Source organism: Anaerobiospirillum sp. NML120511, from assembly GCF_023050955.1.
Lineage (GTDB): Bacteria > Pseudomonadota > Gammaproteobacteria > Enterobacterales > Succinivibrionaceae > Anaerobiospirillum.
This window is the reverse complement of the sequence record NZ_JALKIK010000027.1, coordinates 18,846-43,716: the sequence shown is the minus strand read 5'-3', so window position 1 is coordinate 43,716 and position 24,871 is coordinate 18,846. Positions and strand designations below refer to the sequence as shown.

Here is a 24,871-nt window from a genome sequence, read left to right as displayed (position 1 = left end):
TGGCACAGAGGCTTTATGTCTGCGCTGAGACCAGGAGGGCTTTGTTTGATGTCAGAGAAGCTGTAGAGCCACATATTTCGCGGCCAGAGCGCCATGCTTTTGATGTCCGGGCTGGCTGTAGCGCTGCTGATATCGCGGGCCTACTGCCATGCTCCTTATGGCCAGTCTGGCTGCAGAGCCGCATTTGTCGCGGCCAGAGCGCCATGCTTTTGATGTCCGGGCTGGCTGTAGTGCTGCTGATATCGCGGGCGTACTGCCATGCTCCTTATGTCCGGGCTGGCTGTAGAGCCGCATTTGTCGCGGCAAGAGCGCCATGCTTCTGATGTCCGGGCTTGCTGTAGTGCTGCTGATATAGCGGGCCTACTGCCATGCTCCTTATGTCCGGTCTGGCTGCAGAGCCGCATTTGTCGCGGCCAGAGCGCCATGCTTCTGATGTCCGGGCAGACAGCTGCCCCTGGTGTCACTGGCTGAACTGGCCACCTTTTGATATCACCTGGTCCCATGGCATTATCTGGCTCAGCAGTGTCTGATGAACTTGCTCCCTGTTGATGTCTGCGTCATTTAGCTGACTGGCGCTGGGTCCGCCTGGTGTTTTTCATTTTTCCGTACGGCCGGCATGGCTCAAAAGCATGTCAGGCCGGGCTATTGTGCTTGCAGTATGTTAAGCCCATGTAATAGCAGAATATTGACAAAATAACGCACAGATGCAGTGCTGTCAGTAATTACAGGTTTGATTTGTGACGAATATGACCTTTCATGTGTCACATACCTGGTGACAGCGTAAATTAAGGAACTTCAATTCAGTATATCCTGTCAACGCACAGGGTAATTATTTGGGCCATGTCAGTGCACCTGAGGCCGGAAAATAACAGTGCATGTAACCGTTTTTATACCCCTGAAATAACAAAAGGCGACTGTCCGTAAACAACAGTCGCCTTTTTTATCAGCATTACGCTTGATCTTTACCTATATGTTATCCCCACCATGCCCGTGCCCATGTTCCCTTGAGTTTTACCCGCAAATCAGGGCACTCAGGAACATGGACTGACGGCCACCTGATAAGCAGCCGTACTGGCTCAGACATGATGCCATCACTGATGTGCAGCACCGGCCTTGCCGGGCCTCCATCCAGGCCCACGGCCAGGGGCCACACTGAGGCCCAGGCCAGGGCTCTGCTGGAGCTCAGACCGTGGCATGGATGGTGGTCTGGGGCTTAGAAGCCCTGGAAGACAAAGCTTAAGTGGCAGTCGCGGTTTGGAACCAGGAACTGCTCGAGCACTGGAGCGCCCCAGCTGTCGTCACCGCCTACGCCCATCATCTCGGAGTTGATCTTGAGGATAGTGCGCTCGTAGTCAGGCAGCTCAAATGGATGCTGGGCCTCCTCAATCTGGTATGGAGTCCATGGCAGAGCTGAGAAGTTGAAAGGACGCTCAATGCTGGTCACAATCAGACCGTGATCACTCTTGGAGTCACGAACGATGAAGTAGCGGGTATCGCAGTGTGTGCCGCTCTCCTGAGGACGCAGATAGACCTCAAACTCGTCGATAACCTCATTGGTGTAGTAGCCAAGCTTGTAGCCGTTCTTGCGGTCAAAGTAATTGGCGGTTGGGCCGCGACCGTAGAACTCAAGCTGGCTGAAGCTGGACTTGACTGGCATGAGCATGCCAAATTCAGGAATCTCTGGCAGACCCTCGGCCTTTTTGTAGTCAAGATCAACACGAATCTGACCTGTTGGGTAGACTGAGTAGATCAGGTCAACAAAGGCCTCAACTGGCAGAGTAGCCAGCTGCATCCTGAATTTTACCTGTACGCACTCCCTGAGGCTTTCGGCCTTGTGTTCAACGCAACGGGCAAACTGACCTGCTGAACGCCATACGGCATTGCGAAAAGGCATCTTGTTGCCTCGGTCATTGTCAGTAGGAGCACGCCAGAAGTTTGGCTTAGGCATGCCGCTTAAGTACTCAATGCCATTTACCTGGTAGCTGACCAGACCGCCGGCACCTACTGAGAACAGGACACGGAAGTTTTCGCCTACTACGCCGTAGTTAAAGCCGGTTGAGAGCAGCTCAAGACCATGCTCCTTTTCAGGCAGGGTTACATACTTCTCAGGAGAGTGAATAACAGACTGACCAAAGGCTACCTTGTGACCGCTTGGGCCCCATGCAGTCTGGCTCTTCAGGCACAGACAGGCACGCATCACATACTCGGCGGAAGGATCAAAGCTGTCACCACTCAGCACGTCCTCGAAGGCGTCAATGTGCAGCTCAGTCTCAACAGTCTCACCTGGCTCTACAGAAACAATGTCATCAAAGGTCTGGATACTGGTACCATTGAGCAGCAGCTCTATGTGGAGTACGTACTCATCAGCATTGGTAAACAGAGAGTGATTGGTGATGGTGATGCTGTTGCGTGATGGTTTGATGTCGAAATTCTGATAGTTGAATTTGACCTCATTTATCTTGGAGGTAGGAGATCCGTCAGCATAGACAATACCGTTACCGGAGAAGTTGTACTCGGTTGGGAAATCGTCAAAGTCGCCGCCATAGGCATAGTACTCAACACCGTCCTGATTGCATACGAGGAAAGCCTGATCCTTGTAGTCCCAGATAAAACCGCCCTGATAACGTGGCTCAGTGCGGGCCAGATCGGTGTAAAGCTTCATGCCGCCGCAGGACTGACCCATGGCATGGGTGTACTCACACATGATAAAAGGCTTCTCAGGGTTCTCGCTCAGGAACTTCTTGATGCCGGCAACAGTGGTGTACATCTGGCTTTCCATGTCGGAAGTGCCGTTGAAACGGCGGTCATGGAAAATGCCCTCATAGTGGACCAGACGGGATGGATCACGCTCACGGAAGAAATTGGACAGATCAAAGAGAGTCTGACCGCCAAAGGATTCATTACCGCATGACCAGATCAGCACGCAAGGATGGTTCTTGTCACGCTCGAGCATGGCGCGGCCACGGGCGATAACGGCATCGTGCCACTCAGGGTGGCCATCAGGCAGAGTGTACTGAGTATGGGTAGCCTTGCCCTGAATCTGCCAGGTACCATGAGTCTCAAGATTGGTCTCATCAATAACGTACAGACCCAGCTCATCACAGAAATTATAGAAGATGCTGGAGTTTGGATAGTGAGAGGTACGTACGGCATTGATATTGTTGCGCTTCATGGTCAGCAGATCTTCGTAGATCTCTTCTGCAGGTACGGTACGGCCGCCTACAGGACTGAACTCATGACGGTTAACGCCATTGAACACAATGCGCTTGCCGTTGATGTGCATGATGCCGTTCTTCATCTCAAAACGGCGGAAACCAATTCTCAGCTGGCAGGCCTCGAGTGCAGACTCATCAACTTTGAGCATCTGGTCGATATCGTCTTTGACGTCCTGACCTTCGCTGACATAGTTTATGGACTGGGCAGTCTCAGTGGTTACTACCTGGCACAGCAGGGAATACAGATTTGGATGCTCGGCAGACCATGGCTTGATATCAAGGCCGCTGATATCGAGGCTGAAATCAAATTCATTGCCCTTGCTCTCATCAGAGCTGAACCAGCGGGTAGCACGCTTGCCATGCTCGTCAACCAGATGAATCTGTACGGCGCCAGGAGCGCTCAGACGTACGGTACCGTTTAACAGTGGACGGGTGCAGCTTTCATCAAGAGTGGCCCTTACGAATATATCCTCAAGGTGAACAGCTGGCTTTGAGTACAGGTAGACACCACGGAAGATGCCGGACAGACGCCAGAAATCCTGATCTTCAAGGTGAGATCCTGAGCTGTATCTGAAGACACGTACTGCAAGACGGTTCTGACCACGGCGTACGTAAGGGGTGAGGTCGAAATCTGACGGGGTAAAGGAGCCGGTGGCATAGCCTACATAGTGGCCGTTGAGGTAAACGGCATAGGCTGAGTCAACGCCCTCAAAGCAGATAAAGCAGTTTTCCCAGTTCCACTTGCTCTCAAAGAAAGTAACGTATGAGCCTACAGCGTTAAAGCGGGTTGGGATTTCACCTGGCAGTACTTTCTCACGGCCATCCCATGGATAGCAGACATTGGTGTAGTGAGGCTTGCCGTAGCCCTGAGTCTCAAAATGGCCTGGGACACGGATGGAGCTCCAGCCGGACACGTCAAAATCGTCATTTTCAAAGCCCGCAGCCATCTGACCGAAGTTCTTTGCGTAATGGAAGAACCAGTTGCCGTTGAGACTGTGACGCAGCGAGTTCTCAGTGCCGTCCAGCAGCTCACGGTAATTGCTGAAACACTCATGATCTGAATGAGGAGCAAGACGGTTCTGCTCATAAATTTGAGGATTCTTAACTATGCCAAGATCAAAATCAGCCATTGTGGAGACTCCTTAGAATAAAGAAATGATCAACCAAACACACAAGCTGTGTCACAGTCATATGAGGCCACCACAAAGCCCCTCTCTGCTCTGCACTGAGCTTCTCAATGAGCTCAGCACCTGGCTCCGACTGTCTCAGAGCGCTCCTGAAACCACAGGGCGGCAGCGCCGGCCCCTGCCGGGAGCCCATCCGTTTTTCGTCCGGAGATACTTCCCCTGTCGGGCAAAGAGTTCATATGCCTGATAACTGCCTCTGTCCTTTGCTGACAGATGCAGCCAAATACAGCTGATAAAGCGCAGGCAACACGGTAAAGACCTCAGTCACTGACAGAGTCTGAACCTGCAGCTATGCTCGCTCAAAGCAGCAGGCAGCCGGACTCAACCAGGTCATACCTTCACCATTAAGTGTGCTTACTGTGCTGTATTGCTGCCGGAAAATTCACCTTACTGTTCCCTGTCATGTGCCTCATGCTGTGTTCATGCGGCTGACTGCGGCTCCTCCACCGTCAGTACCATGCAGTATATGTCCTGTTTTTTCACCTGACATGAACAGGATTCTCACTTCCCGGACAAGGGATAATGTTAGCAAAAAACAGCGTGCCTTTTTCCCTTTGTTGGAACTATTTACGCAATTTATTTCCACTCTCACAAAAACCTGTGTCTTAACTCCAACCCCCTCGTCCCATACATACATTCCCCATAAAAAAGCCAGTTAAACCCGGATCAGGCTGGCCCGGACCACCTTATTTTCCCCTCCAGTAAAGCCATGAAAGGCCGAACAAATTACAGGCTCCATACCAGCGTGCCCCAGCCCCAACGACCAAAGGCATGTCCCCCCCCTGCCGACAGACATGCCGACCACGAGACAGACAGAAATGGCACCCCTGTCGACAGACATGCATGCCGCTCATGCCTGCAGGCATGCCGCCCCCGTCAGCCGTGCACTTTGTGCCGGCACAGCACAAATGACACATCTTTTAGCGTGGACTCCCCTGACAAAAAAGCAAAGGCAGCCTCTGATACGTTCAGACAGCTGCCTTTGCATTAGACAAATTACCGCATGTTATGCCACGTCATCAATGCTGGCAGCTGCATGCTGTCATGCTGCAGCTGCCCGGGACGTTACCCAGGTGCAAGGACCTCTGTCATGGCACCGCGCCAGACAGGGTTGTGCCATGGGCAGAGCCTGTGCAGGTCACTATGGGGCTTACTTTTCGTTAACTTTGACCACGGCGCGTTTCTGTCCCCTCATGGCTTCATCATCGTATACGTCGCTGGCAATCTGATCGGCTGCCCCTTCGGCCTGACGACGGGAGTTGATGGCGTTGATCTTCTCAAGATTGCTGTTTTCATCAAGACTGATGACCCCTGCAAGAGCTGAGTTGGCCAGAGCCTTTTTCTCCTCCTCGGTCACAGGTATGTTCTTGCCTGACCACCAGCGGCTGTCCGGGCGGGCAGTTTTAAGACGATTAAGTCCGACCAGCATGCTTTCGGCAATCTTGCTGTCAGGCTTTACCAGGCCTGGAGCAAAGAAAAAGCGCAGGCCACGCGGGGTAATGATGAAATTGGACGGACTTAGCTCTGTTGCTGATATAACCACAGGCAACAGCGGAGAGTTGTACTTGCGGTAATGGGCCTCGATGGCGCGTGCACAGAGCATGGCGGCCAGCTGGTGGTTTTCAAAAAGCTCGTTAAAACGGATAACACGACCAGTGGCTGTTTCAAAGTTGATAGTCTCGACCAGCAGCTGCTCCTTTCCACCGGCAATGCGCTGACGGAAGATACTGAACATGGTCATTAACTTGTTGTCAGGATGAGTGTACACACTCATCTGAATGTGCTGCACTGACTTCTGGCGGTTAAGACTGCTTTTGAAATTGTCCTTGCTAAAAGGATCACTTTCATCGTAGTCAATGCTGATATTGCTCACCATTTCGCGCTCAAAACGGCGGGCATAGTAGTTGACCAGACGGGTACAGGTGCTCTTGAGGGTATCCTCTTCACACTTGGCTGGCACCTTGATGTAACTGATGCTGAAGGAGCGCTCAAGCACCAGCTCTTTGCCGCCACCTATGTCACTTGCTTTGGCAGCTCCGCTGTCGAGAACGTGACTTACATTGTCTGAATCGCGGCTGCTGGCTGCATTGTCATTGCGGTCAGCGGTGGCTGTTGCCTTGCTGGCGGCCTCACGGTCGGCCTTGCGGCGGGCATCATGCTTACTGGCTGCTGCAGCTGAGCGGTCATAGGCGCCCTTTAAACTTGCAGATGCCTCATCTGCGGTCACCGCACGTGATGCGATAACAGCTCCTGCCGAAGCGGCGCCAGTTCCAGCAGCTCTGCCGTTTGCGCTGCCCCTGGGGCCGCCCGTGTCTCCGGCACTGCTGGTATTTTCAGAGAGCAGCTGCTCCTCAAGAGCCTCAATGGCACGGTCAGCCTCAACCTTGCTCAGGCTGTTGGCGTCGGCCAGCGCCTCGGCGTCGTGTTTACTGGCAGCTGAAATGGATTCATTATGTGATGGGGAAGTTGCTGTACCGTCTGAGGCATGGGCGGCCATCAGGCATGAAGCGACGGCAACAGCGCCCGCGCCTGCCAGGGTCAGGAGCTTTCTCCATATCACATCAATGTCATTGATCATGGCAACCTCATCGATAACAAAAAACAATAATACTGAGCGTCACCTGGCGGCGCTGCCGCCGGGAATTGATCGGCTCATAAGCCCTATTTTATCAGCATCAGCTCCATCATGACCGCATCTGTTCAACACCTGACCACCAGGGCATCATGGAAGTACACTCCCGCCCCTGCACCGTTCCGCAGGAGCGTCCATGTGGGGGCATACCGGGGCATGCCCCGCCTGGACAGGTCACGCCTTGGGAGGACATGCCTGGGCTGACCAGGGCTTTGCTGTAACAGCAGCAGGCTGGGGCCTTGCTAAATGCCCAGCACAGGCAGCAGGGCCTGATCGTAGCTTTCTTTCAGGCGCTCGAATTTGATGGTATTGGCAGCAGAGGTTGAGGGCAGAGCAATATGGGTAAAGGGCAGTTCAATGCCCTGAAGACGGGGATCTTTAAGCGTATGGCGCTCAAAAAGACGGGCTGACAGACCGCCATTGGTGATAACGGTTGTTATTGAGGGGTAATGGCTGATAAGGCCAATGATGTCGGCACAGACAGGATTTTTGATATTGGAATCAAGCGAGCCCACTCTCTGACAGCTGGCGATTACGTCCCACATGGCAATGCCCAGATGCTCAAGGGCCGCCTTGCACTGTTCAACAGTAGCAAGCGGCTGGGCATCCTCAGGGGCAATACCAAGTGAGCGCGCATAATACAGGGCAATCAGCCTGAACATGCGGTTTTGCGCATTGGCATAGTAAAAGCCCTGCTCCAGGCTTTTGACCGAGGGCATGGAGCCCAGGATCAGCACGCGCGCATTGTCGGGAACAAAGGGCTCAAAGCCATAAATGCGCTCACCACCGGCCCCGGCCTCAGCCACACCGGTTGCCGCTGGTGCAGCTGCGTCAGCCACAGCTGCAGCTGACCCCCTGGAAGATGCAGCTCTGGTACGGGCAGCTGAGGCAGTCCTCTTTTTGCTGCCCGCGCCAGCCTTTGCCCGAGTGGTCTGAGATGAGCTTTTTGATGTGGACATAAGAGCTCCGTGCTGAAAGCCATGCGCTGCCCCGGGGATGAAAGCCATGCGCTGCCCCCGGGGATGAAAGCCATGCGCTGCCCCGGGGATGAAAGCCATGCGCTGCCCCCGGGGATGAAAGCCAGAGGCTGGAATGCCCAGGGGGCAGCCATTGTGGGCATGCCTGGCAGATAATGGTTAACGGAAGACTGCGCCGTCAACGCGGGTAATTTCGTGGCCGCTGCCGGTTACGATTTGCTCGAGGTCCTGGCGGCTGATATCAACGGAAAAATGGTTATCCAGCGGATGACAGTTAACCAGAGCAAAGTCATCGAGCTCTACAGGCTGGATGTATCTTACCTTGCAGCCTGGGTCATTTAGCAGACAGAAAGGACTTACGTGACCTGCAGGAATGCCCATGAAGGCAAGATCGCTTGCTGAGGCAAAGCTGAAACGTGGTACCCCCAGAGCATTGGACAGTCCCTTGAGATTGGCTCTGAAATCCAGAGGCAGAGTGAACAGATAGAGCTCTCTGGTCTTATTGGTCAGCACCAGGTTCTTCAAAATGGTGCCCTTCATGTCCGGCAGCTCAATATCAATATCGCCATGAGACAGGGCCTCATGGGCATAGAGCTGATAGTTGATCTGATAAGAGTTAAGTAATGGCAGCAGAGTATCCTTGATGTACATGAGCCTTTCCTGATTAATGAGCCATGATATTGCCTGCTCTCAGAGCCTGACTATTGTGCCTTAAAGCTGCCCCTTTCCCAAGTATGTAAGCAAAAAGACCGTAGCTGAGCACCACATCGGATGGCAATGCCCGGCATACGGTCTTTGAAAGTACCACGTCCTGGCTCACTGGCCACTGGCCGCAGGCCAGCTTGCGCACTGGCCGGCTGCTGCCTGCGGTACTGCGCCTGACGCAGATGCCGCTGCCACAGCGGCTGTTGCAGCGGCAGCTGTGCACACGGCGGTCAGCTGCGGGAGAAGCGGTGCTGGAAGTTGAGGGCTATGGCGTGCAGGGACATGAGGACCACCAGCATCAGGCTGACGGTAAAGGCCTGGACGGCATACAGCCTGAGGAAGATAAAGAGCAGACTCGGATCAAAGTAATCCCTGCCCAGCACCATGGCATCAATGGCTGAAATGCGCAGATGAGCATAGTAGCGTTCAATGACAATAAAGGCTGAGTAGAAAATGGCCGACAGTACGGCTATGCCCGGCAGATTTCTGATGATTACGGACATGGTCAGTGAGAACATGGAGCCGGAGAGCAGATCCTGACTGTCACTGTTTACATTAAAAGAAATGCTCTGAGAGCTTTCTGAACTGCTGTCATTGAGTCTGATTACCAGCAGATCTTTCACTGCACGCACAGCCACCAGAGTAAAGCTCACCAGCATGGCGGTAAAAATAATAATGCCGGCAATGGTTACGATATTGATAACGGTATCTGAGTAAGCAAGCTGCTCAGGGGTAGCAATCTGCAGTACCTTGTTCTTGCTGGCCAGGGCTGTATAGCGGTTCATGGCCTCAGAAATGGACCAGCCTGCCCAGATAAAGGCTCCTGAGAGCACTGTGTAGTAGGCAGTGAGAATGAGCGAGAGCATGAGCATGTGGTTTTTGATAAAGGCCGAAAGATTAAAGCGGGCCAGAGCGCTGCTGACCAGCTCATGCTGATGTTCACGTCTCAGTCTCTCCTGCTCGATTTCAGCATCAATCTGGGCCTGACGATCGCCTGCCTTTTTGACCTCAGCCTCACCAATACCCTCAATAGGACCAAGCTCAGTCTTTTTGTCATCCTTAATCTGACGGCCGGCTTCTGCTGCCGCCTGATCCGCACCAGCCAATTCACGGGCGGCGCTGTCTGTTACAGCAGCAGCCTGAGCCTCGGCGGCCGCCATGGCTCTGAGCCTTTCTTCAAAAGCGGCATGGGCTCCCCAGCGCTCACGGTAACGTCGTGATATGACGGTGAGCATATACAGAGGCAGGATCACAGGAAAAAGCACTGTCAGCGGCGCACCGACCACACAGGCCAGAGGAAAGAGCGACCACCATGGCGAAGCCTGAGAGTAACCGGACATGCCGCTTACCAGAGCCGCAAGCGGTCCACCTATTCCAATATTGACTGGTTTTACTGTAATCATAGCCCTTTGCCTTTAATCAACCTCAATTGCCCGCCCCCGCAAGCACGCCATGGGACCGGCGACACTGCGCCTTTACGCAACCATGCCACACACGGCACGCTATGGCGGTTGCTGCCAGGCGCCTTTGCACAGCAAGGATCTGCCAGGTATGGAGTCAACTCGTGCTCACCTGCATTGTGCAAGCCTGCCATGCGCGGTACTGCCTTGCAAGGTACCGACTTGTCGGCCCTGCTGCATAGCCAGAAGCTGCAACCTTCAGCCTGCAACATATAAATTATCATGCATCATAAGCCACCATGCCTGGATGCTGCCTGGAAAGCCGTCCCTGCCACCTGCCATGCACCTTATCTCAGGTGCCGCCACATACACTTGCCAGAGCCTGTCAGCCGCCTGAAAAGAGGCCCCTGGACCTGCCATGCACCTTATCTCAGGTGCCGCCACAGCAGGTAATGCAACTCAGCTGCTGCTCAGACGCATGAGCATGAGCATGATGCTAATGCTCTGTCCCTCTTATTGATGGGACAGTGAATTATAGCGCAATCTGTAACATACATACAGTATGTATGTTTGAACAATTATCTAATTGAGGACCAGGTGCTCTTCGGGCGGTACTGGGACTTTTGCAGTGGAACTGAGAAATGGGCCAGGTGCTGATGTGACCATGGATCGGCGTGATCGGCTGCAGGGAGGAGTTGGCCGGGGGCTGATGTGACCAGGGGCGGCATGGTCGGCTGCAGGGAGGAGTTGGCCGGGGGCTGATATGACCTGGGGGCGGCGTGGTCGGCTGCAGGGAGGATTGACGGACCAGGGATGTCGCTATGGAACTGAGCAATAGGCCGGGTACTGGCGTTGTATGGTGCTGGAGTTGCCGTGGACTCAGGGGTGAGGGACGGAATTTTGTTGTGAATGGGCTGAGGCTGGCCATGACCTGGCTTTAAGGCCAGGTCCTGATTCTGGCATAACAGGCTCACAGCTATGGTGAGCCTGCAGGAGCTGACTAATCGGGAGTGATGGCCATTACCTTGCTGGTAAGCTCACTCATGAAAGCTTCATACTCTCCCTGGGAAACTGGACGACCGTAGGTCATGACAATAAGAGGATGAGGCTCTTTGTCTTTTCTGTAAGGAGGATGGAAATGCTCGATCTCATTGGCGCCAAAGCCGCACTTCTGGTAGAAATTGAAGCGGGCCTGGGACTCGGCATCAGTCAGAGGCTCAATTTCCAGCAGCACGATTTTGTTCATCAGAGCCATGAAAGATCTGAGAACACGGCCTCCATTGCCCTGACCTCTGAGCTTGTCGTTAACGGCAATGTGCTCAATGTAAGTACAGCTGCCAAGGGTCCAGTAACTGATAAAGGCGAGAAGCTCCCCCTGATCCTCAAAGCACAGCAGATGATAGGCACTGTCCTTGAAAGCCTCCATCTGCTGGGCGCGTGAACGCTGAGCATGAGCCGGGAAGCTTGAGTGGTACAGGGTTTCAAAGGCCTTATACATCCGATGAGTCGGATCTTTGATTTCAAATGTTTTCATAGACAACTCCTTAGTTTAAGAAAAAAGCCGGTTGCACTGAGCAGCCGGCTTTTTTCATGCAGCCCCAACAGCTGCTGCATGCGATACTGTTCCTGGTGCAGACAGGATCTTATAACTGAGGCTAGAAGCCTGCAACCAGTACCGCAATGATAATCATGACCTGTGGTGACAGAATACGCAGGAACATGGTTACCGGATAAACGGTGGCATAACCCAGGGAAGAGGCCTCAGGGTTGGAATGCATACCGTTGGCAAAAGCAAGGGCTGGAGGATCGGTCATGGAACCGGCGATCATGCCGCACAGTACCAGATAGTTAACCTTGGAAATCTTGTAAGCCAGAATGCCAACTACAAAGATTGGGATAAAGGTAATCAGCATACCGCACATCATCCAGGTAACACCTGGACCCTGGGTCAGAGTAGACCAGAAGCCATTGGCACCGGCACAGATACCGACAATGGAAAGGAACAGGGTGATACCAATTTCACGCAGGGCAGAAAGACCTGCTGATGGCATGTACCAGCGGATACGCTTGAAAGTCAGGGTCTCACCAAAGCGGGAAAGCAGAATGGCCATAACCAGAGGACCACCGGCAATACCCAGCTTGAGAGGTGCTGGAACACCTGAAACAGGAATTGGGATAGTACCAAGCAGAATACCAAGAGCCAGACCAATGAAAATTGGCAGCATGGCGACCTTGTGCAGGGCGATATCAGAATTACCCAGAATCTTGGAAGCGGCGTCAATGTGCTCCTTAGTACCCAGAACGTTCAGGGAGTCACCAAACTGCAGTCTCATGTCATGAGAAGGAATAAACTGCACACCGGCACGGTATAAACGTGAAGCAATGATGTCAAAACGCTCTTCAAGGTGCAGAGACTCAATGGAGTGACCGATGACGGCATTGTTGGTAACAACTATGCGCTTTACGATCTTGTTGGTACCACGGGTAGTGGTATAGGCAGAGTCCACCTTCTTGCCCACAGCTGCAATAACAGGGTGCAGATGCTGACGGGCACCTACCAGGTGCAGAATGTCCTCGTACTCAAGAACAGTATCGGCATGAGGAACTAAAAGATCCTTGCCACGCTTGATACGGGAGCATACCAGGTGCTCCTCAACAATGCCAGGCACTGATGATAAAGGCTTGCCGATGAAGTCCTTGGACAGTACGTTGACGTTGAAAGAGGTAATTTCACCCTGAGAAGCAGCCTTTGACTCCATGTACTTCTTTGCTTCGTCTTCGATATTTACGCGGAAGATAGCACGAATCAGAATCATGGTCAGCAAAATGCCGCAGACACCAAATGGATAGGCCATGGCGTAGGCTGATGGAACCAGAGTCTCATCAAAGCCTGCAGCACTGGTATCAACACCCTGCTCGCCCAGTACGCTCTCCATGTCCAGAATCATCTGGAAGGCAGCACCAAGTGACGGGGTATTGGTAATGGCACCGGAATAGACACCAACCATGGCGTCGATTTTGAGAATACCGACAAAGTGGAGGGTCAAGGCCACGGAGCAGCCCAGAGCAATGATGACTACTACCCAGCCGATAAGCTTGGCACCCATGGAACGCAGAGAGGCAAAGAAGCTTGGGCCTACCTGCACACCAATTGCGTATACGAACAGGATAAGACCGAACTCCTGTACGTAGGTCAGAATTTCACCTGCATTGGTCAGACCATCTGGAGTACGTACGGTTAAACCGAACCACTCGTGGAAGAAGTGACCGACGAAAATACCTGAGAACAGTACACCACCAATACCCAGGCCGATACCGCGATAGCGGATTTCGCCAAGCAGAATTCCCAATATGGCGGCTGTTGAAATCGCCAACGTTAAAAAAGGAATTGTGGACATAAGCTTTCCTAAAAAACACCGGAAGTCATGATCACAGTACAAAGGGAGTAAAACTCCCGCATTGCGCCATAACATCAAAGTACTTAAGGCAAAAGGGTTGTCATCTCACTTTCCAAGTGCTCTTTTAAGAGCCGTCCTCTTCCGCGCAACCGCCAGTACTTCAAACTGCAGCCCTGAAGCTGCCGTTTTGAAAAGTCCTGACCTGTCACGGTTATGTCCGGCACAGGCAACCCCGTTTCAGGGACAACTGACCAGATCTTAAAAGACAACCTGAAAAACGTATTATCAGGGCAGCCCCTGACAAAAGCCATTAACCCTTACTGCCCCTCCAATCACATCCATAGGTGATCAGAATGCAGTTGAGCCCGTTTTGGCAATGCAAAAAACTCTCATACCCTGCACGGGTATTTTCACAGTAAAAACGATGACTCTGGAAGGAGAATTTGAGCAGTTCATCACATATATTGAACAAATATAAAATGAACAATTTTTCCAACAAGTGCTCAATGCCGCTATTTTCGGTGATCCGCATCACAAAATCAAGCGCAAAAAGCCGCGTTTAATGGCCCTGTTGAGCTATGAAAATGCCCTTTTTAATGATGTTTTTGGACATGTACAATGCTCTGACACTAACATACCCTGGGCATGCCCCAGGATCAGGCCTGGGCAATGCCCGTAAATATGCTGATTACACCAGTTTTTATTCATCAGACAAATATAAAGATATACACATTTATTTGTGTTTTACCTGTGTAAACTAACTACTTTATCCGTCTGCATAAAATCCTGCATAAGTGCACCACAGCAAAGCTTTTTTCGCATGCTTGTCATACCTTTTGCCCGGCTGGCGCAATATCAGCAGCTGCCGCGCCGCCTCCGCTGCCGCAACCACCTCAGCTGCGGCTGGGCAGGCAGCACACGTGCGGCGCACAATGCCGCTCAGGTGTCATGCTGTCACTGACCGCATAAGCGCGTAAGGGCTCTGAGTAAGCTCATTGAGCTCATTATGCTCATTTGCTGTCAGATCTTATTGAGCTTATTGAGCTTACCGGGCACTTTGACTGTGATGCGGGAGTGGTAAATGAGTAAGGGATTGGATAGCGGTGGCGGCTGCGTTGCTGCTGGCTTTGCTTTAAGAATGTCGATGCGGTCATACGTCAGGCAGGAAACGCTATGAACGGCGCACCAGGACACAGTAAAATGAATCAGGAACGGCGGCTCTGAAAAGAACCGCCCTACGGATTGTTTAACTCTGGCACTGGGCCGCGCTGTACGGCCGGTGCTGTCGTGTCAGCACATCCAGACAAAATTGAAGTACTGACCAAATCAGACAAGAATAAGAGCCTCTCTGAGGCGGAGCGCTGAGCTGTATACATAAACTGCCCTTATGTTGCCTGAGCGGACCAAAGCCGAAATTGCGCTCAATTGCACTGAATTGCGCGGGAAAGGTGACCGGACCACGGGGCCATGCGGCCATATAGCGGCACAGCCGCAGGATGCTGGCCCATGGGCCACTGCGTCGGAAATCATCGGGCTGTGGGACCATGTGTCTTGTGCCATGTGGCAGCGGGGCCGATGGGCCCTGGCGGCACTGCTGACGTGGGGGCGGGGCCTGGTGCCCGTGATTCCCTTATGTGCCCCTTATATATGTATTGCTTCAGGTAAACTGCCAGCCTGAGAGCAGCTGTGCCCACAGGTACAAGACAGTGATCCAGATAATGGCCTTCTGGGCTGAAAAGCCCTTAGGGACGGGAAAATTTTTCAGTTTTTACCACTTGGGCCGGGTCTGGGTTATTTTCAACAATGCAGATAATAATGCAGTCCTGCACCTGATATCCAGAGAAAATAGTCAGTGATTTAGGGGATAATTTCACTTTTTTCTCAACATGACCTGCAAACCATCTGTGATATATTCTGAAATTAAACAGCTTTTCAGGTAGGTTTAACATGGGCAAAAATCATATACAGCAATATGAACAGGCAGAAATCCAGGAGAAATTGCCGGTGCGTTTCTTCCGCTCCGGTGATTACGGATCCTTTGTGCCTTTCCACTACCATCCTGCCCTTGAGCTGATCTATCTCACCCGAGGCAAGCTCATGGTGGAGATTCCCGAGCAGGCTGCCAGCAATGCCTGCATGAAATGCGCGCTGCCCCGCTTCCCTGAACCGCTGCCTGCCAGTGTCAGTGATCTGCGCGGTATTAACCTGCGTTTTAGTGATCCACCGCCGGAAATTGAAGCTGACCTGCCTAATCAGTGCAACCTGAGCGCTGAGGGTGCCAACTTCGTGCTCATTAACTGCAATGAGCTGCACAACTCTGCATGTACCAGCTATAACGAGGCTTATGTACTGCAGATTCCGGAGAGCTTCCTTGAGCAGGAACTCAGCTACGATCTGCCCCTGCCGCTGCGCTTTGATCTCAAGCGCGCCTCCCCCAGGTGTCTGGAGCGACTTGCCGACTACCTGCTTGAGCTTACCGTAGCTCATGAAACCAGTCAGGGGGAAATGGGCTTTAAGGTTCATTTCAACCATGCCCTGTATGGCATACTCTCATGCCTTATGGAAATCATTGTACCTTTGCCGGCCCTTAGTGCCTCCATGCACAATCAGCTGCGTACCCCAGGTGCCCTTAACCTCCATCATCTTGCCCAGCAGGCCGCTCTCAGCCAGCATGCCTCAGAACTGCTGGAAACAGAGCCGGTCAACGCCCATCCTGACCGTACTACCACCATGGCCACCAGTTTCAGCGGCATGACTCCGCGCTTTGGTTCCATGAGCTCTGCCCGTCAGGACAGTGATCTGGAAAACAATGAGCCAGCCCATGGCTTCAGGCTTTCTGATGAGGACGGCGCCCCTTACAGTCTTCATGGCGATGGCAGCGCTGCTGACTGCATGTGCGGCCATGAAGATCATGACGACAGTCTGATGGCCGGTAATGCCGCATCAGCTCAGCTCGAAGCCGAGGCCAAGGTAGCCATTGCTCTTAGCAAGAACATGAACCTGCGCCGTCTGCAGCCGGTGCTGGACTTCCTTAAGACTCACTACAACGAGCATATACGTCTTGATGACATGGCAGCTCTTATCAATCTGCATCCGCGCTATTTCTGCAAGGTATTCAAAGAAGCTGTAGGCATGAGTCTGCTGTCCTACGTAAGCGAGCTGCGCCTGTGCCACGTCTACAATGACCTTACCGAGGACAAGACCCCTATCTCAACCATTATGAGACGCCACGGCTTCTCCGACTCCAAGCAGTTCTACCGCTCTTTCAAGGCCCGCTTCAAGCTCACCCCTAAGGAAGTACGTAACATGCTCAGGGAGAACCAGGAGCCGGTATCCCGCAGCTACTCCTACTTTGAGCGCTACTCATCCGAATACGGCAGCATGGGTGCTGCGGCCGAAGGCGGAGCAGCAGCCGGAGTCTGAATCAGGGCCTGAGGCCGCTGCACATCTGCAGGCCATGGCACCAGGCCCCGCCCCAGCCTCATTTACTGTTAACACGCGCCGGCTTATGCCGGCGCAGTGCTTTATGCCATACGCTGCCAGCTGCGCAGCGACCTGCGCTGCACGCCAGGGCAGCCGGGCATACGGTCAGCTGTGCGGCAGGCCTCCCCAGGAGGTAGACCGGCTCAGAGGCTGGGCGGCCGGCCATGCTGAGCGGACATGAAGGGACATTGCTGAATTTGGGGCGTGCAGTGAGATTTTGGGCAAAAGGGCAGATATTTCAAGGTAAACTATTGAGCTGCAGTGGCCCTGACGTGAGTGAGGCTACTTGTGCATAAAACTATTGTTTCTGCCAGAAAATGAGGTGAAGATTGCTCATCAGAAAGACCGAAACCGGGGATTTATCCTGCCTCGACCAGCTCTTTGACACCTGTCGTGCCTATATGAACGCACAGGGCAACCCTGATCAATGGGACAGCAAATATCCTACTGCAGCCGTAGTGGAGCAGGATATTGTTTCCGGCCACGGCTATGTGTGCACAGATGAGAGCAACACTGTGCTGGCCAGCTTTGCTCTTGGTGATTATGAAGAGCAGTATGACCATATTCACAGCGGCTCATGGAGCTGTGATGAGCCTTATATTGTGGTCCACCGTATGGGAGCCCTGCCTGAAAAAGGTGCCGGCAGCTTCATTTTCCAATACCTGACTGAAAAGTACCCTTACATCCGCATCGATACTCACGAAAACAATAAGACCATGCTCCACCTGCTGGAGAAGTTCGGCTTCAGATACTGCGGTATTGTTCACTATCCTGGCTACGGTGACCGTGTAGCCTACGACTGGATGCGTCCATCAGCCAACTGAATACAGGTATCCTCCACTATGCTTACAATCAGACTTGCAACACTTGAAGACTATCCACGCATCGATGAGCTTTTCGATGAGGCCCGCAGCTATATGGCCAGCATTGGCAACACTACCCAGTGGACCAACGGTTTCCCTGACAGCAGCTGCCTTGATGAAGCTCTGTCCAAAAATGAGGCCTTTGTCTGCTGCAAAGATGATCTGGTAGTGGGAGTTTTCGTGGTCAGCCCTTATGAGCCTGCCTACCATCAGCTCGACGGTCAGTGGAGTGCCGACTGTGACTATGCAGTAATTCACCGTCTGGCTACAGCTCCGGGCTATGGCGCCGGGCAGTTCATCTTCCGTCATGTCATGGATCAGCACGACTATGTGCGCGTTGATACCCACCGCGCCAACAAGCCAATGATTCATATCATGGAGAAGCTGGGCTTCAAGTACATTGGCGTTGTCATGTACGATCGTCCAGGCGGCGATGGCGAGCGTGTGTGCTACGACTGGATGCGCAGTGAATAATACGGCAGGAGGCGGCTCCAGCCGCTGCTGCTGTGCTGCAGCATATGCAGGCGGCCGCACCGCTGGCAGCGCCCGCACCCTGTAAAGGCAGAGGCCCTGGCTCACTTGTGTGGGCCAGGGCCTCTGTCCTTATTGGGCATCACAGCTCCCTGTGATGCCCGGGCGCGGCGCGTCTTTGCCTGGTGCCCGGGGCATGCCCATGTGCTGCAGGGGCAGACCGCCGGGGAGCGCAGCTGCAGGCGAGATGGCGAGATGCAGGCAAGCTGCAGGCCGCTGCAGCATGGTCAGCGCAGCAAATAGACGGTATCGGTATTGACCTTGACGTAAGGCACCTCAACAGTGCGGTTCATAACGGGATATCCAAGGAAGTCTGAGTCAATCTGCTCGCCGTAAAGATAGCCCTCAACTATGCGCAGCAGCACATCAGCTGTGGCGCTGTAGTTATTGAGCACTGTGCCGGCCATAATGCCGCGCTCAACTGCATCAAGAGCAGCCGACAGCGCGTCGATGCCAAATACGGGAATGAGCGGGCTTTCTGATCCGTCTGATGTCTCAGTACGGTTATAGCCCCTGTCCTGCAGGGCATCAATGACGCCCAGAGCCATGGAGTCACTGTTGCAGACCACCAGCTCTATACCATCAAGACCGTGGCGGCTGATGAGATTGTTCATCACCGTAAAAGCACGGGGACGTGACCAGTCGCAATAGGCAGCATTGAGCTGCACGAATTTGACCCCTGCATTGGCAATGTTACGGACAAAAGCAGAGGTGCGCTGCTCGGTATCTTCGTGATTTGATTCGCCCTTGAACATGAGGTAGCTGATGATGCCATCGCCATTGCGGTCCATCTCAGGATGGCTTTTGACATATTCAGATACCATCTGGCCCTGAATCATGCCTGCCAGTTCAGGATTGGTACCCACAAACCAGGCATCGGGATAACTGTTCATGACCTCATCAGAAGGTCGACGGTTAAAGAAAATTACCGGCACATTATGACGGCGGGCAATTTCCAGGGCCTCACTGCCATCGTGATTATCAACAGGGTTTACCATCACAGGTGTACGGTCGGACTGCCCGTTGAGCACAAACTCCAGCTGCTCGAGCTGACGCTGCAGACTTCCCTGAGCATCATACTGGGTAACCCTGATCATGCTGCCTATGGCCTGATCCTGCAAAGAGATGCTCAAATGACCGATAAAGGGATCAGAAAGCGAATAGTAGAACACCTTAACCTGGGCCGGGCTTTCACTGTGATCAATACCTGCACTGACGGCCGACATACTGGACAGACCTGCAAAAGCTGCTGCCAGAAAGGATAAAAATTTATTCAAAATTCAAATTCCTCGTAGCTGTGACAGTCATTATACTCTGTTCAGCGCCCTGATAAATTTATCATCCGCGCCACTTCATAGTGACATAACAGGCCAGGTATGCTCATCCCAGGTCGATACATGCCTGCCTGCGATTTCGCCCTTGCTCCCTGCCTCAGTCTCAACTATACCCCACCGTGCCGGGCACCTGACAATACACGCCTGTTCACAGAACAATATGTCCTGGCACCGCCCATGAGACGCTCAGGCCGGGAAGCATGCCGGCAGCGCCGCCTTCAGAGCGGCTGCCTTATTGCCTGAACGCCTGCGTGCCTCAGGGGCACAGTGCAGCGCACCATACTGAGCAGTAAGCGGCGTATTGATTTTCCCAGCCAGCCTCTTGTGCAGTATTATGTGCTGCGGTCCTGTGGGCCCATCCTTGCAAGGCTGGGGCAGGCTGGCCCGGCCAGACATACGGCCATGGCCAGCCGGGCGCCAGGACGGCCGGACCAGACAGACGACCATGGTCAGCCGGGCGACAGGACGGCCATAGCCAGCCGGGCGGCAGCACGGGCGGACCAGACCTAAGGACCGTGGCAGCCGAGGCAGCCGGAGCGGCTGGTCTATCAGGACAGAGTATGACAGGTTTTGGAGTATGGATATGAGCAATATGACAGCTGCAGGCTGCTTACAGCCTGGCATAAGTGCACCAGGTGCTGATACCACCGTTCCTGGAGCCCCTGGATCAGGCAATAACGGTTCAGTATGCCATTCAGGTGGTGCCGATCCATATGAGCGCTATGGCAAGGGCAGGCTGCAGGACAGGCTGTTTATTGGTCTTATGTCAGGTACCAGCATTGACGGTATTGATGCCGTGCTCATGTCCATTGGACAGGATGAGAAAGGCGCCATGAGGTACCGCACTCTGGCCACCGCTGCCGTGGACTGGAGTGATGAGGAGCGCGCCATGCTCAATGGCCTGTGCTCAGCCGGATCAGAGCACGATAATGTCTACAATCTGGGCCTTGCGTCAAATGCCGTAGCCCTTGGTGAGTCCCGTGCTGTAACTGCCGTGCTCAGCAAGGCAGGTGTCAGTGCTCAGGACGTCTTTGCTATTGGAGCTCACGGCCAGACCATACGTCATCATCCTGAGGCCGGTTTCAGCATCCAGATTGATAACGGCCCCCTGCTGGCCTCCACCACAGGTATTGATGCCGTGGTCAACTTCCGTGCTGCCGATATTGCCAATGGCGGTCAGGGTGCTCCCCTTGCTCAGGCCTTTCATCAGAGCGTCTTTGCTGACAGCAACCGTACCCGTGTAGTACTCAATCTGGGCGGCATTGCCAATATCAGCGTTCTGCCAGGTGGGCACAATTTGCTCACTGCCTTTGATACCGGTCCAGCCAATACCCTTATGGACTATGTGTGCCGTACCTTCCTTGATATCCCTTTTGACCCTGATGGCGCCCATGCCCGCAAGGGAAAGTGCGATGAACAGCAGCTGAGCTCCCTGCTAAAGCACGAATACTTTGCCCGACCATGGCCAAAGTCTACCGGCCGTGAACTGTTCAATCAGGACTTCATTGCGCCCCTGCTCAAAGAACTCAACCCTCAGAGCACTGAGCAGATAAACGACCTGCTGGCCCTGCTTACAGAGCTGACCGCAAGCACTGTAACAGATGCCATAAGCCGCGTCTGTGATGCCCACCCTGAGGTCATGAGCACCAGCATTGACCTTGTGGCCTGCGGAGGAGGAGCCTTTAACAGCTTCCTGCTTGAACGCATGGTCGCTCTGGGCTCAAAGGCCGGACTTGAGCTTACTGTCATGCAGGCTCAGGACTTTGGTGTCGATCCAAAGTTCCTTGAGGCTGAGGCCTTTGCCTGGTTTGCCTGGTGCACAGTAAATGCTGTCCCCCTGCCTCTGTTCAGTTCGAGCAACGCCCGCCGCCTCTCCATTGCCGGCACACTGTGTCCGGCTCCCGATGGCGCTTTCAGCCGCCTTATCCGCGCCACACGCTGACCGTCAGCACGCCCTCCCGCTACCTGGCTGTATGTCCGGCTGTATGACCGGATGTATGTCCGGCTGTATGGCACAAAGCCCGGGGACTGCCAGAAAGGCATTGCCTGAACAAGACCTGGCCTGATTATGCCCGGCGACTCAGTGGACAAACAGATCCTGGTCTGGTCATGCTCAAAGTCCATGAAGCACTCCCGCCTTTTTGCCATGACCATGTTTCAGCTAAGTTTTGCTATGTATAATCAGGCGGGGCTGTGTACACACAGTCCGGACGAAAGATGCAATGGCGTTTTGCCTTTGCCGTGAGCAGGCATAAGACCTGTGTAATGTGCGCCATGGAGTATTTCCGGAACCGCCTGAGGTCCGGTTGCACTTTCAGTCCATAATCTGGAACACTTTAGACCGAACATCACCGGTCGCAAGCTGCACCTGCAGAAGATATCCCCTCAAAACCACTGCCCATATGGCATCTGGCCTGATAAGGCCTGATGACTGGCGCTCAATTCCTGCCCGGCCAAGCCATAGCCTGTGGCCAGGGCAACGGCGTCCAGCCACAGGCCAGGGACGTGGCGCAGGCCAGGCTGGGGCAGTTGCTGTGATGATGTCGCGTTTCGTGAGCTCAGGCTCAGACATCTGCAGACCACAGGTGTTCCTGATATGCTTGTCCTTAATGCAAGGTTTACTGGCCTCCGCTGCCTGGAGCTTATGTTGCCATATGCTCAGCTGTGTGGCACCTTGCACCACAGGCACGGTTTTATGGGACAGACCGTCAGCCCCCTGCTACTGTGAGGCAGATGGTGACGGTTAACAGAACAGTTTTTCGGTTAAGTTATGAACACCCTGACAGCAGTTACTTTAGTTGTTCTCCTGGTTCTCCTGGCAGGCCTTATTCTGCCATTGCGTCTGTCATGGCGCTCCAAGGCCATTCTTGCTGCTGTTGTCATTACAGGCATGAGCCGCAACTACATCTACGTGATTACCGGCGGCAACGGCTTTGATCCTGATATTCCCTACAATCTTTACTTCGTTCTCGATCTGGCCCGCACTACCCTGATTACCCTTGCTGCGCTCGTCCTGATCCGCCTTGCCATCAATGGCACAGTCAAGATCATGCGCCGTGACATCAAGGCCTCTGTCCTGCCTGAATTTTCCGTTTTCCATGCCCAGCTGATGCTGCTTGGTGCCTTTGCCATTGCCTGCTACGGTACCTCCTGCGCCTATACCAAGCCACGTATCAATCACTATCAGATCACCATGGAGCGCCTCGATCCGCGCCTTGATGGTCTCAGAGTGATTATGCTCTCAGACTTCCATATTTCCGCTCCGTCTGATCCGTCCTATGTGGCTGACATTATTACCCGCATCAACGCCCTCAACCCTGATCTCGTCCTGCTGCCTGGCGACCTTATCGATGGCAAGGTCAACCGCCGTCATGCCGTAGTACGCCAGCTCTTTGACCTCAAGGCCAAATACGGTGTCTATATCACCTCCGGTAATCATGAGTACTACTCAGGCTATCAGCAGTGGCATGACTATTTTGTCCAGGGAGGCCTTATCAGCCTTGATAACAAGGTAGTTGCGCTTAAGGACGCCAAGGGCAAGACCATGCTTACTCTGGGCGGTCTTACCGACCCTAAAGCGGCCAATTACGGCCTGCCATTGCCTGATGTCAAAGGCGTAGCTGCCGCTCTTGATGACAGCGCTCCTACCGTCATTCTTTCGCACCGCCCGGCCTATGCTGTTGATTTTGCCGACAGCGACAAAAAGGTTGACCTGGTACTCTCAGGCCATACCCATGGCGGTCTGGTCCTGGGTTTTAACCAGATTGTCGCCCGTCTCAATGACGGCTTTTTATCCGGACATTACCGCATTAAAAGCACCGATCTGATAGTAAGCAACGGCATTGCCGTATGGCAGGGCTATCCAATCCGTCTGGGTGTGCCTAATGAATTTGTAGTCATGACCCTGCGCTCCAGCACTCCGGCCACTGAAAAAACAGTCAAAATTACCAGGGCTGCAGACATCAAACGCGAACGAGCTGAGGCAGCTGCCCTCAAGGCCCGTGAGGCCCAACAGCGCAAGGCCATGGCAGAGGCCAGAGGCGCCGCTCAGAATGCGGCAGCTGGCAGCAAGGCTGACGGTGCAGTTGCAGCCGGTGCTGCAGGCAAGTCACAGAGTGCACCTGGCCAGATGGTGCTGACAGCATCTGCAAGCAAAAACCAGCCTGCAGCAGCCGGCACTGGTGCTCCAGGAGGCGCACTGCCAGATGTGCTTTCTCAGGAAACCTCACCTCGTGGAGGCAGCCCTGTGGATGCCAGTGAAATCCGTACCAGTTCAGGCAGCGTCCAGGGACTCAATCTCATCCTGCCTATGGTAGACACTGAAAGTGGCAAGACCTGGCATAGCATAACCAGTCTGGCCCTTCTGCCAGAAAACCTGAGCACAGACCAGATTAACCGCATCAACGAAATCATCAATGAAAGCCGCACTCCGGCTCCGGCTGCTCCAGAGAAAACAGTGGAAGAACCGGCACCTGAGGATAACCGCGTACACTTCCCTGACGGCATTTACCTTGAGGTGCTCAAGGAAAGCTCAGCTGCTGTAAGTGACAGCAAGGCCGCATCACTGGGCCGTAATCAGGGACAGACAGCCGAGCGCATGTCCCAGACTCACAGTAGCGACGGCAAGGCCAGAGGAACTCCGGCCAATCCGGCTGACCAGTCCTCGCCATCAGGTCGTGCTCCTGTCAGGCCGCTCACTCCTGAGGAGCTTGCTGAACTTGAGTACAACTCCGAAAACAGCACAGCTGAAATTCAGAGCGAGTACGCCATCTCCCTGGGCAATTCTAAGCAAAAGCCTGATGACAAGGGAGTAAAGGACATGCTCGAAAAACGCTGATTCCCCCGCTGCTGCCTGCCTGACGGCATGCTGCAGCTTAAGCTGCAGCTACTGCGGCGCCCGCTGCAGGCGCAGCAGCGCCAATACCAGCCCGCCTCCTGTTGACATACAGGCGACGGGCTGTGTTTTTGAGGGCATGCTAGAATAGGCTCTTTAATTTTAACGGCGGCCTGGCGGTACGCTACAGATATGAGTATTCTCTGTATTCTGAGCATGGCCGGCGCAGGCATGACGGTCATGACTGGCCTTTGCGCTCTGCATGGCGCCGGTGCATTGCGCAGGCGCAATCGCAGGTATGAATGTAGTGCC

The 24,871-nt window shown here is 53.7% G+C and carries 14 protein-coding genes; 5 read left to right on the top strand and 9 right to left on the bottom strand.

Going from position 1 to position 24,871, the window contains the following annotated elements:
- Nucleotides 1–1,213: 1,213 nt before the first annotated feature.
- The 8 genes from MXE39_RS08495 to MXE39_RS08460 all read right to left on the bottom strand — a co-directional run bounded on the left by MXE39_RS08495 (nucleotide 1,214) and on the right by MXE39_RS08460 (nucleotide 15,463).
- Entirely contained in the window at nucleotides 1,214–4,345 is a 3,132-nt protein-coding gene (locus MXE39_RS08495) for a glycoside hydrolase family 2 TIM barrel-domain containing protein (protein ID WP_246978160.1), read from the bottom strand.
- Between the two features lie 1,207 nt (nucleotides 4,346–5,552).
- On the bottom strand, nucleotides 5,553–7,007 hold the full coding sequence (locus MXE39_RS08490; protein ID WP_246978159.1) for a hypothetical protein: 1,455 nt from the start codon (nucleotides 7,005–7,007) through the stop codon (nucleotides 5,553–5,555).
- A gap of 269 nt (nucleotides 7,008–7,276) precedes the next feature.
- On the bottom strand, nucleotides 7,277–7,993 hold the full coding sequence (locus tag MXE39_RS08485) for a DNA-deoxyinosine glycosylase (RefSeq protein ID WP_246978158.1): 717 nt from the start codon (nucleotides 7,991–7,993) through the stop codon (nucleotides 7,277–7,279).
- Between the two features lie 177 nt (nucleotides 7,994–8,170).
- Nucleotides 8,171–8,662, bottom strand: coding sequence for a YbaK/EbsC family protein (locus MXE39_RS08480; protein WP_246978157.1), 492 nt, complete (start codon nucleotides 8,660–8,662; stop codon nucleotides 8,171–8,173).
- Nucleotides 8,663–8,946: 284 nt separating this feature from the next.
- The gene (locus MXE39_RS08475) at nucleotides 8,947–10,119 is read right to left on the bottom strand and encodes a hypothetical protein (RefSeq protein ID WP_246978156.1); all 1,173 of its coding nucleotides are present in this window, start codon (nucleotides 10,117–10,119) and stop codon (nucleotides 8,947–8,949) included.
- 997 nt (nucleotides 10,120–11,116) lie between these two features.
- On the bottom strand, nucleotides 11,117–11,650 hold the full coding sequence (locus MXE39_RS08470) for a GNAT family N-acetyltransferase (protein ID WP_246978155.1): 534 nt from the start codon (nucleotides 11,648–11,650) through the stop codon (nucleotides 11,117–11,119).
- Between the two features lie 121 nt (nucleotides 11,651–11,771).
- The gene (locus MXE39_RS08465) at nucleotides 11,772–13,514 is read right to left on the bottom strand and encodes a putative transporter (protein WP_246978154.1); all 1,743 of its coding nucleotides are present in this window, start codon (nucleotides 13,512–13,514) and stop codon (nucleotides 11,772–11,774) included.
- Nucleotides 13,515–15,256: 1,742 nt separating this feature from the next.
- Nucleotides 15,257–15,463 (bottom strand): hypothetical protein, encoded by a 207-nt coding sequence (locus MXE39_RS08460; protein ID WP_247073980.1) that lies wholly within the window; start codon nucleotides 15,461–15,463, stop codon nucleotides 15,257–15,259.
- Between MXE39_RS08460 and MXE39_RS08455 the strand changes: the two genes are divergently transcribed.
- The 3 genes from MXE39_RS08455 to MXE39_RS08445 all read left to right on the top strand — a co-directional run bounded on the left by MXE39_RS08455 (nucleotide 15,462) and on the right by MXE39_RS08445 (nucleotide 18,334).
- A complete protein-coding gene (locus tag MXE39_RS08455; RefSeq protein WP_246978153.1) occupies nucleotides 15,462–16,937 on the top strand; it encodes an AraC family transcriptional regulator in 1,476 nt (491 codons plus the stop codon). The genes MXE39_RS08460 and MXE39_RS08455 overlap by 2 nt on opposite strands.
- 389 nt (nucleotides 16,938–17,326) lie before the next feature.
- Nucleotides 17,327–17,821 (top strand): hypothetical protein, encoded by a 495-nt coding sequence (locus tag MXE39_RS08450; RefSeq protein ID WP_246978152.1) that lies wholly within the window; start codon nucleotides 17,327–17,329, stop codon nucleotides 17,819–17,821.
- An 18-nt stretch (nucleotides 17,822–17,839) separates the two neighbouring features.
- Entirely contained in the window at nucleotides 17,840–18,334 is a 495-nt protein-coding gene (locus MXE39_RS08445) for a GNAT family N-acetyltransferase (RefSeq protein WP_246978151.1), read from the top strand.
- Between the two features lie 284 nt (nucleotides 18,335–18,618).
- Here MXE39_RS08445 and MXE39_RS08440 read toward each other — a convergent pair whose 3' ends face one another.
- The gene (locus MXE39_RS08440) at nucleotides 18,619–19,668 is read right to left on the bottom strand and encodes a galactose ABC transporter substrate-binding protein (protein WP_246978150.1); all 1,050 of its coding nucleotides are present in this window, start codon (nucleotides 19,666–19,668) and stop codon (nucleotides 18,619–18,621) included.
- Between the two features lie 634 nt (nucleotides 19,669–20,302).
- Between MXE39_RS08440 and MXE39_RS08435 the strand changes: the two genes are divergently transcribed.
- Nucleotides 20,303–21,667, top strand: coding sequence for an anhydro-N-acetylmuramic acid kinase (locus MXE39_RS08435; protein ID WP_246978149.1), 1,365 nt, complete (start codon nucleotides 20,303–20,305; stop codon nucleotides 21,665–21,667).
- Between the two features lie 828 nt (nucleotides 21,668–22,495).
- Entirely contained in the window at nucleotides 22,496–24,562 is a 2,067-nt protein-coding gene (locus tag MXE39_RS08430; RefSeq protein WP_246978148.1) for a metallophosphoesterase, read from the top strand.
- The last annotated feature ends 309 nt before the right edge of the window (nucleotides 24,563–24,871 follow it).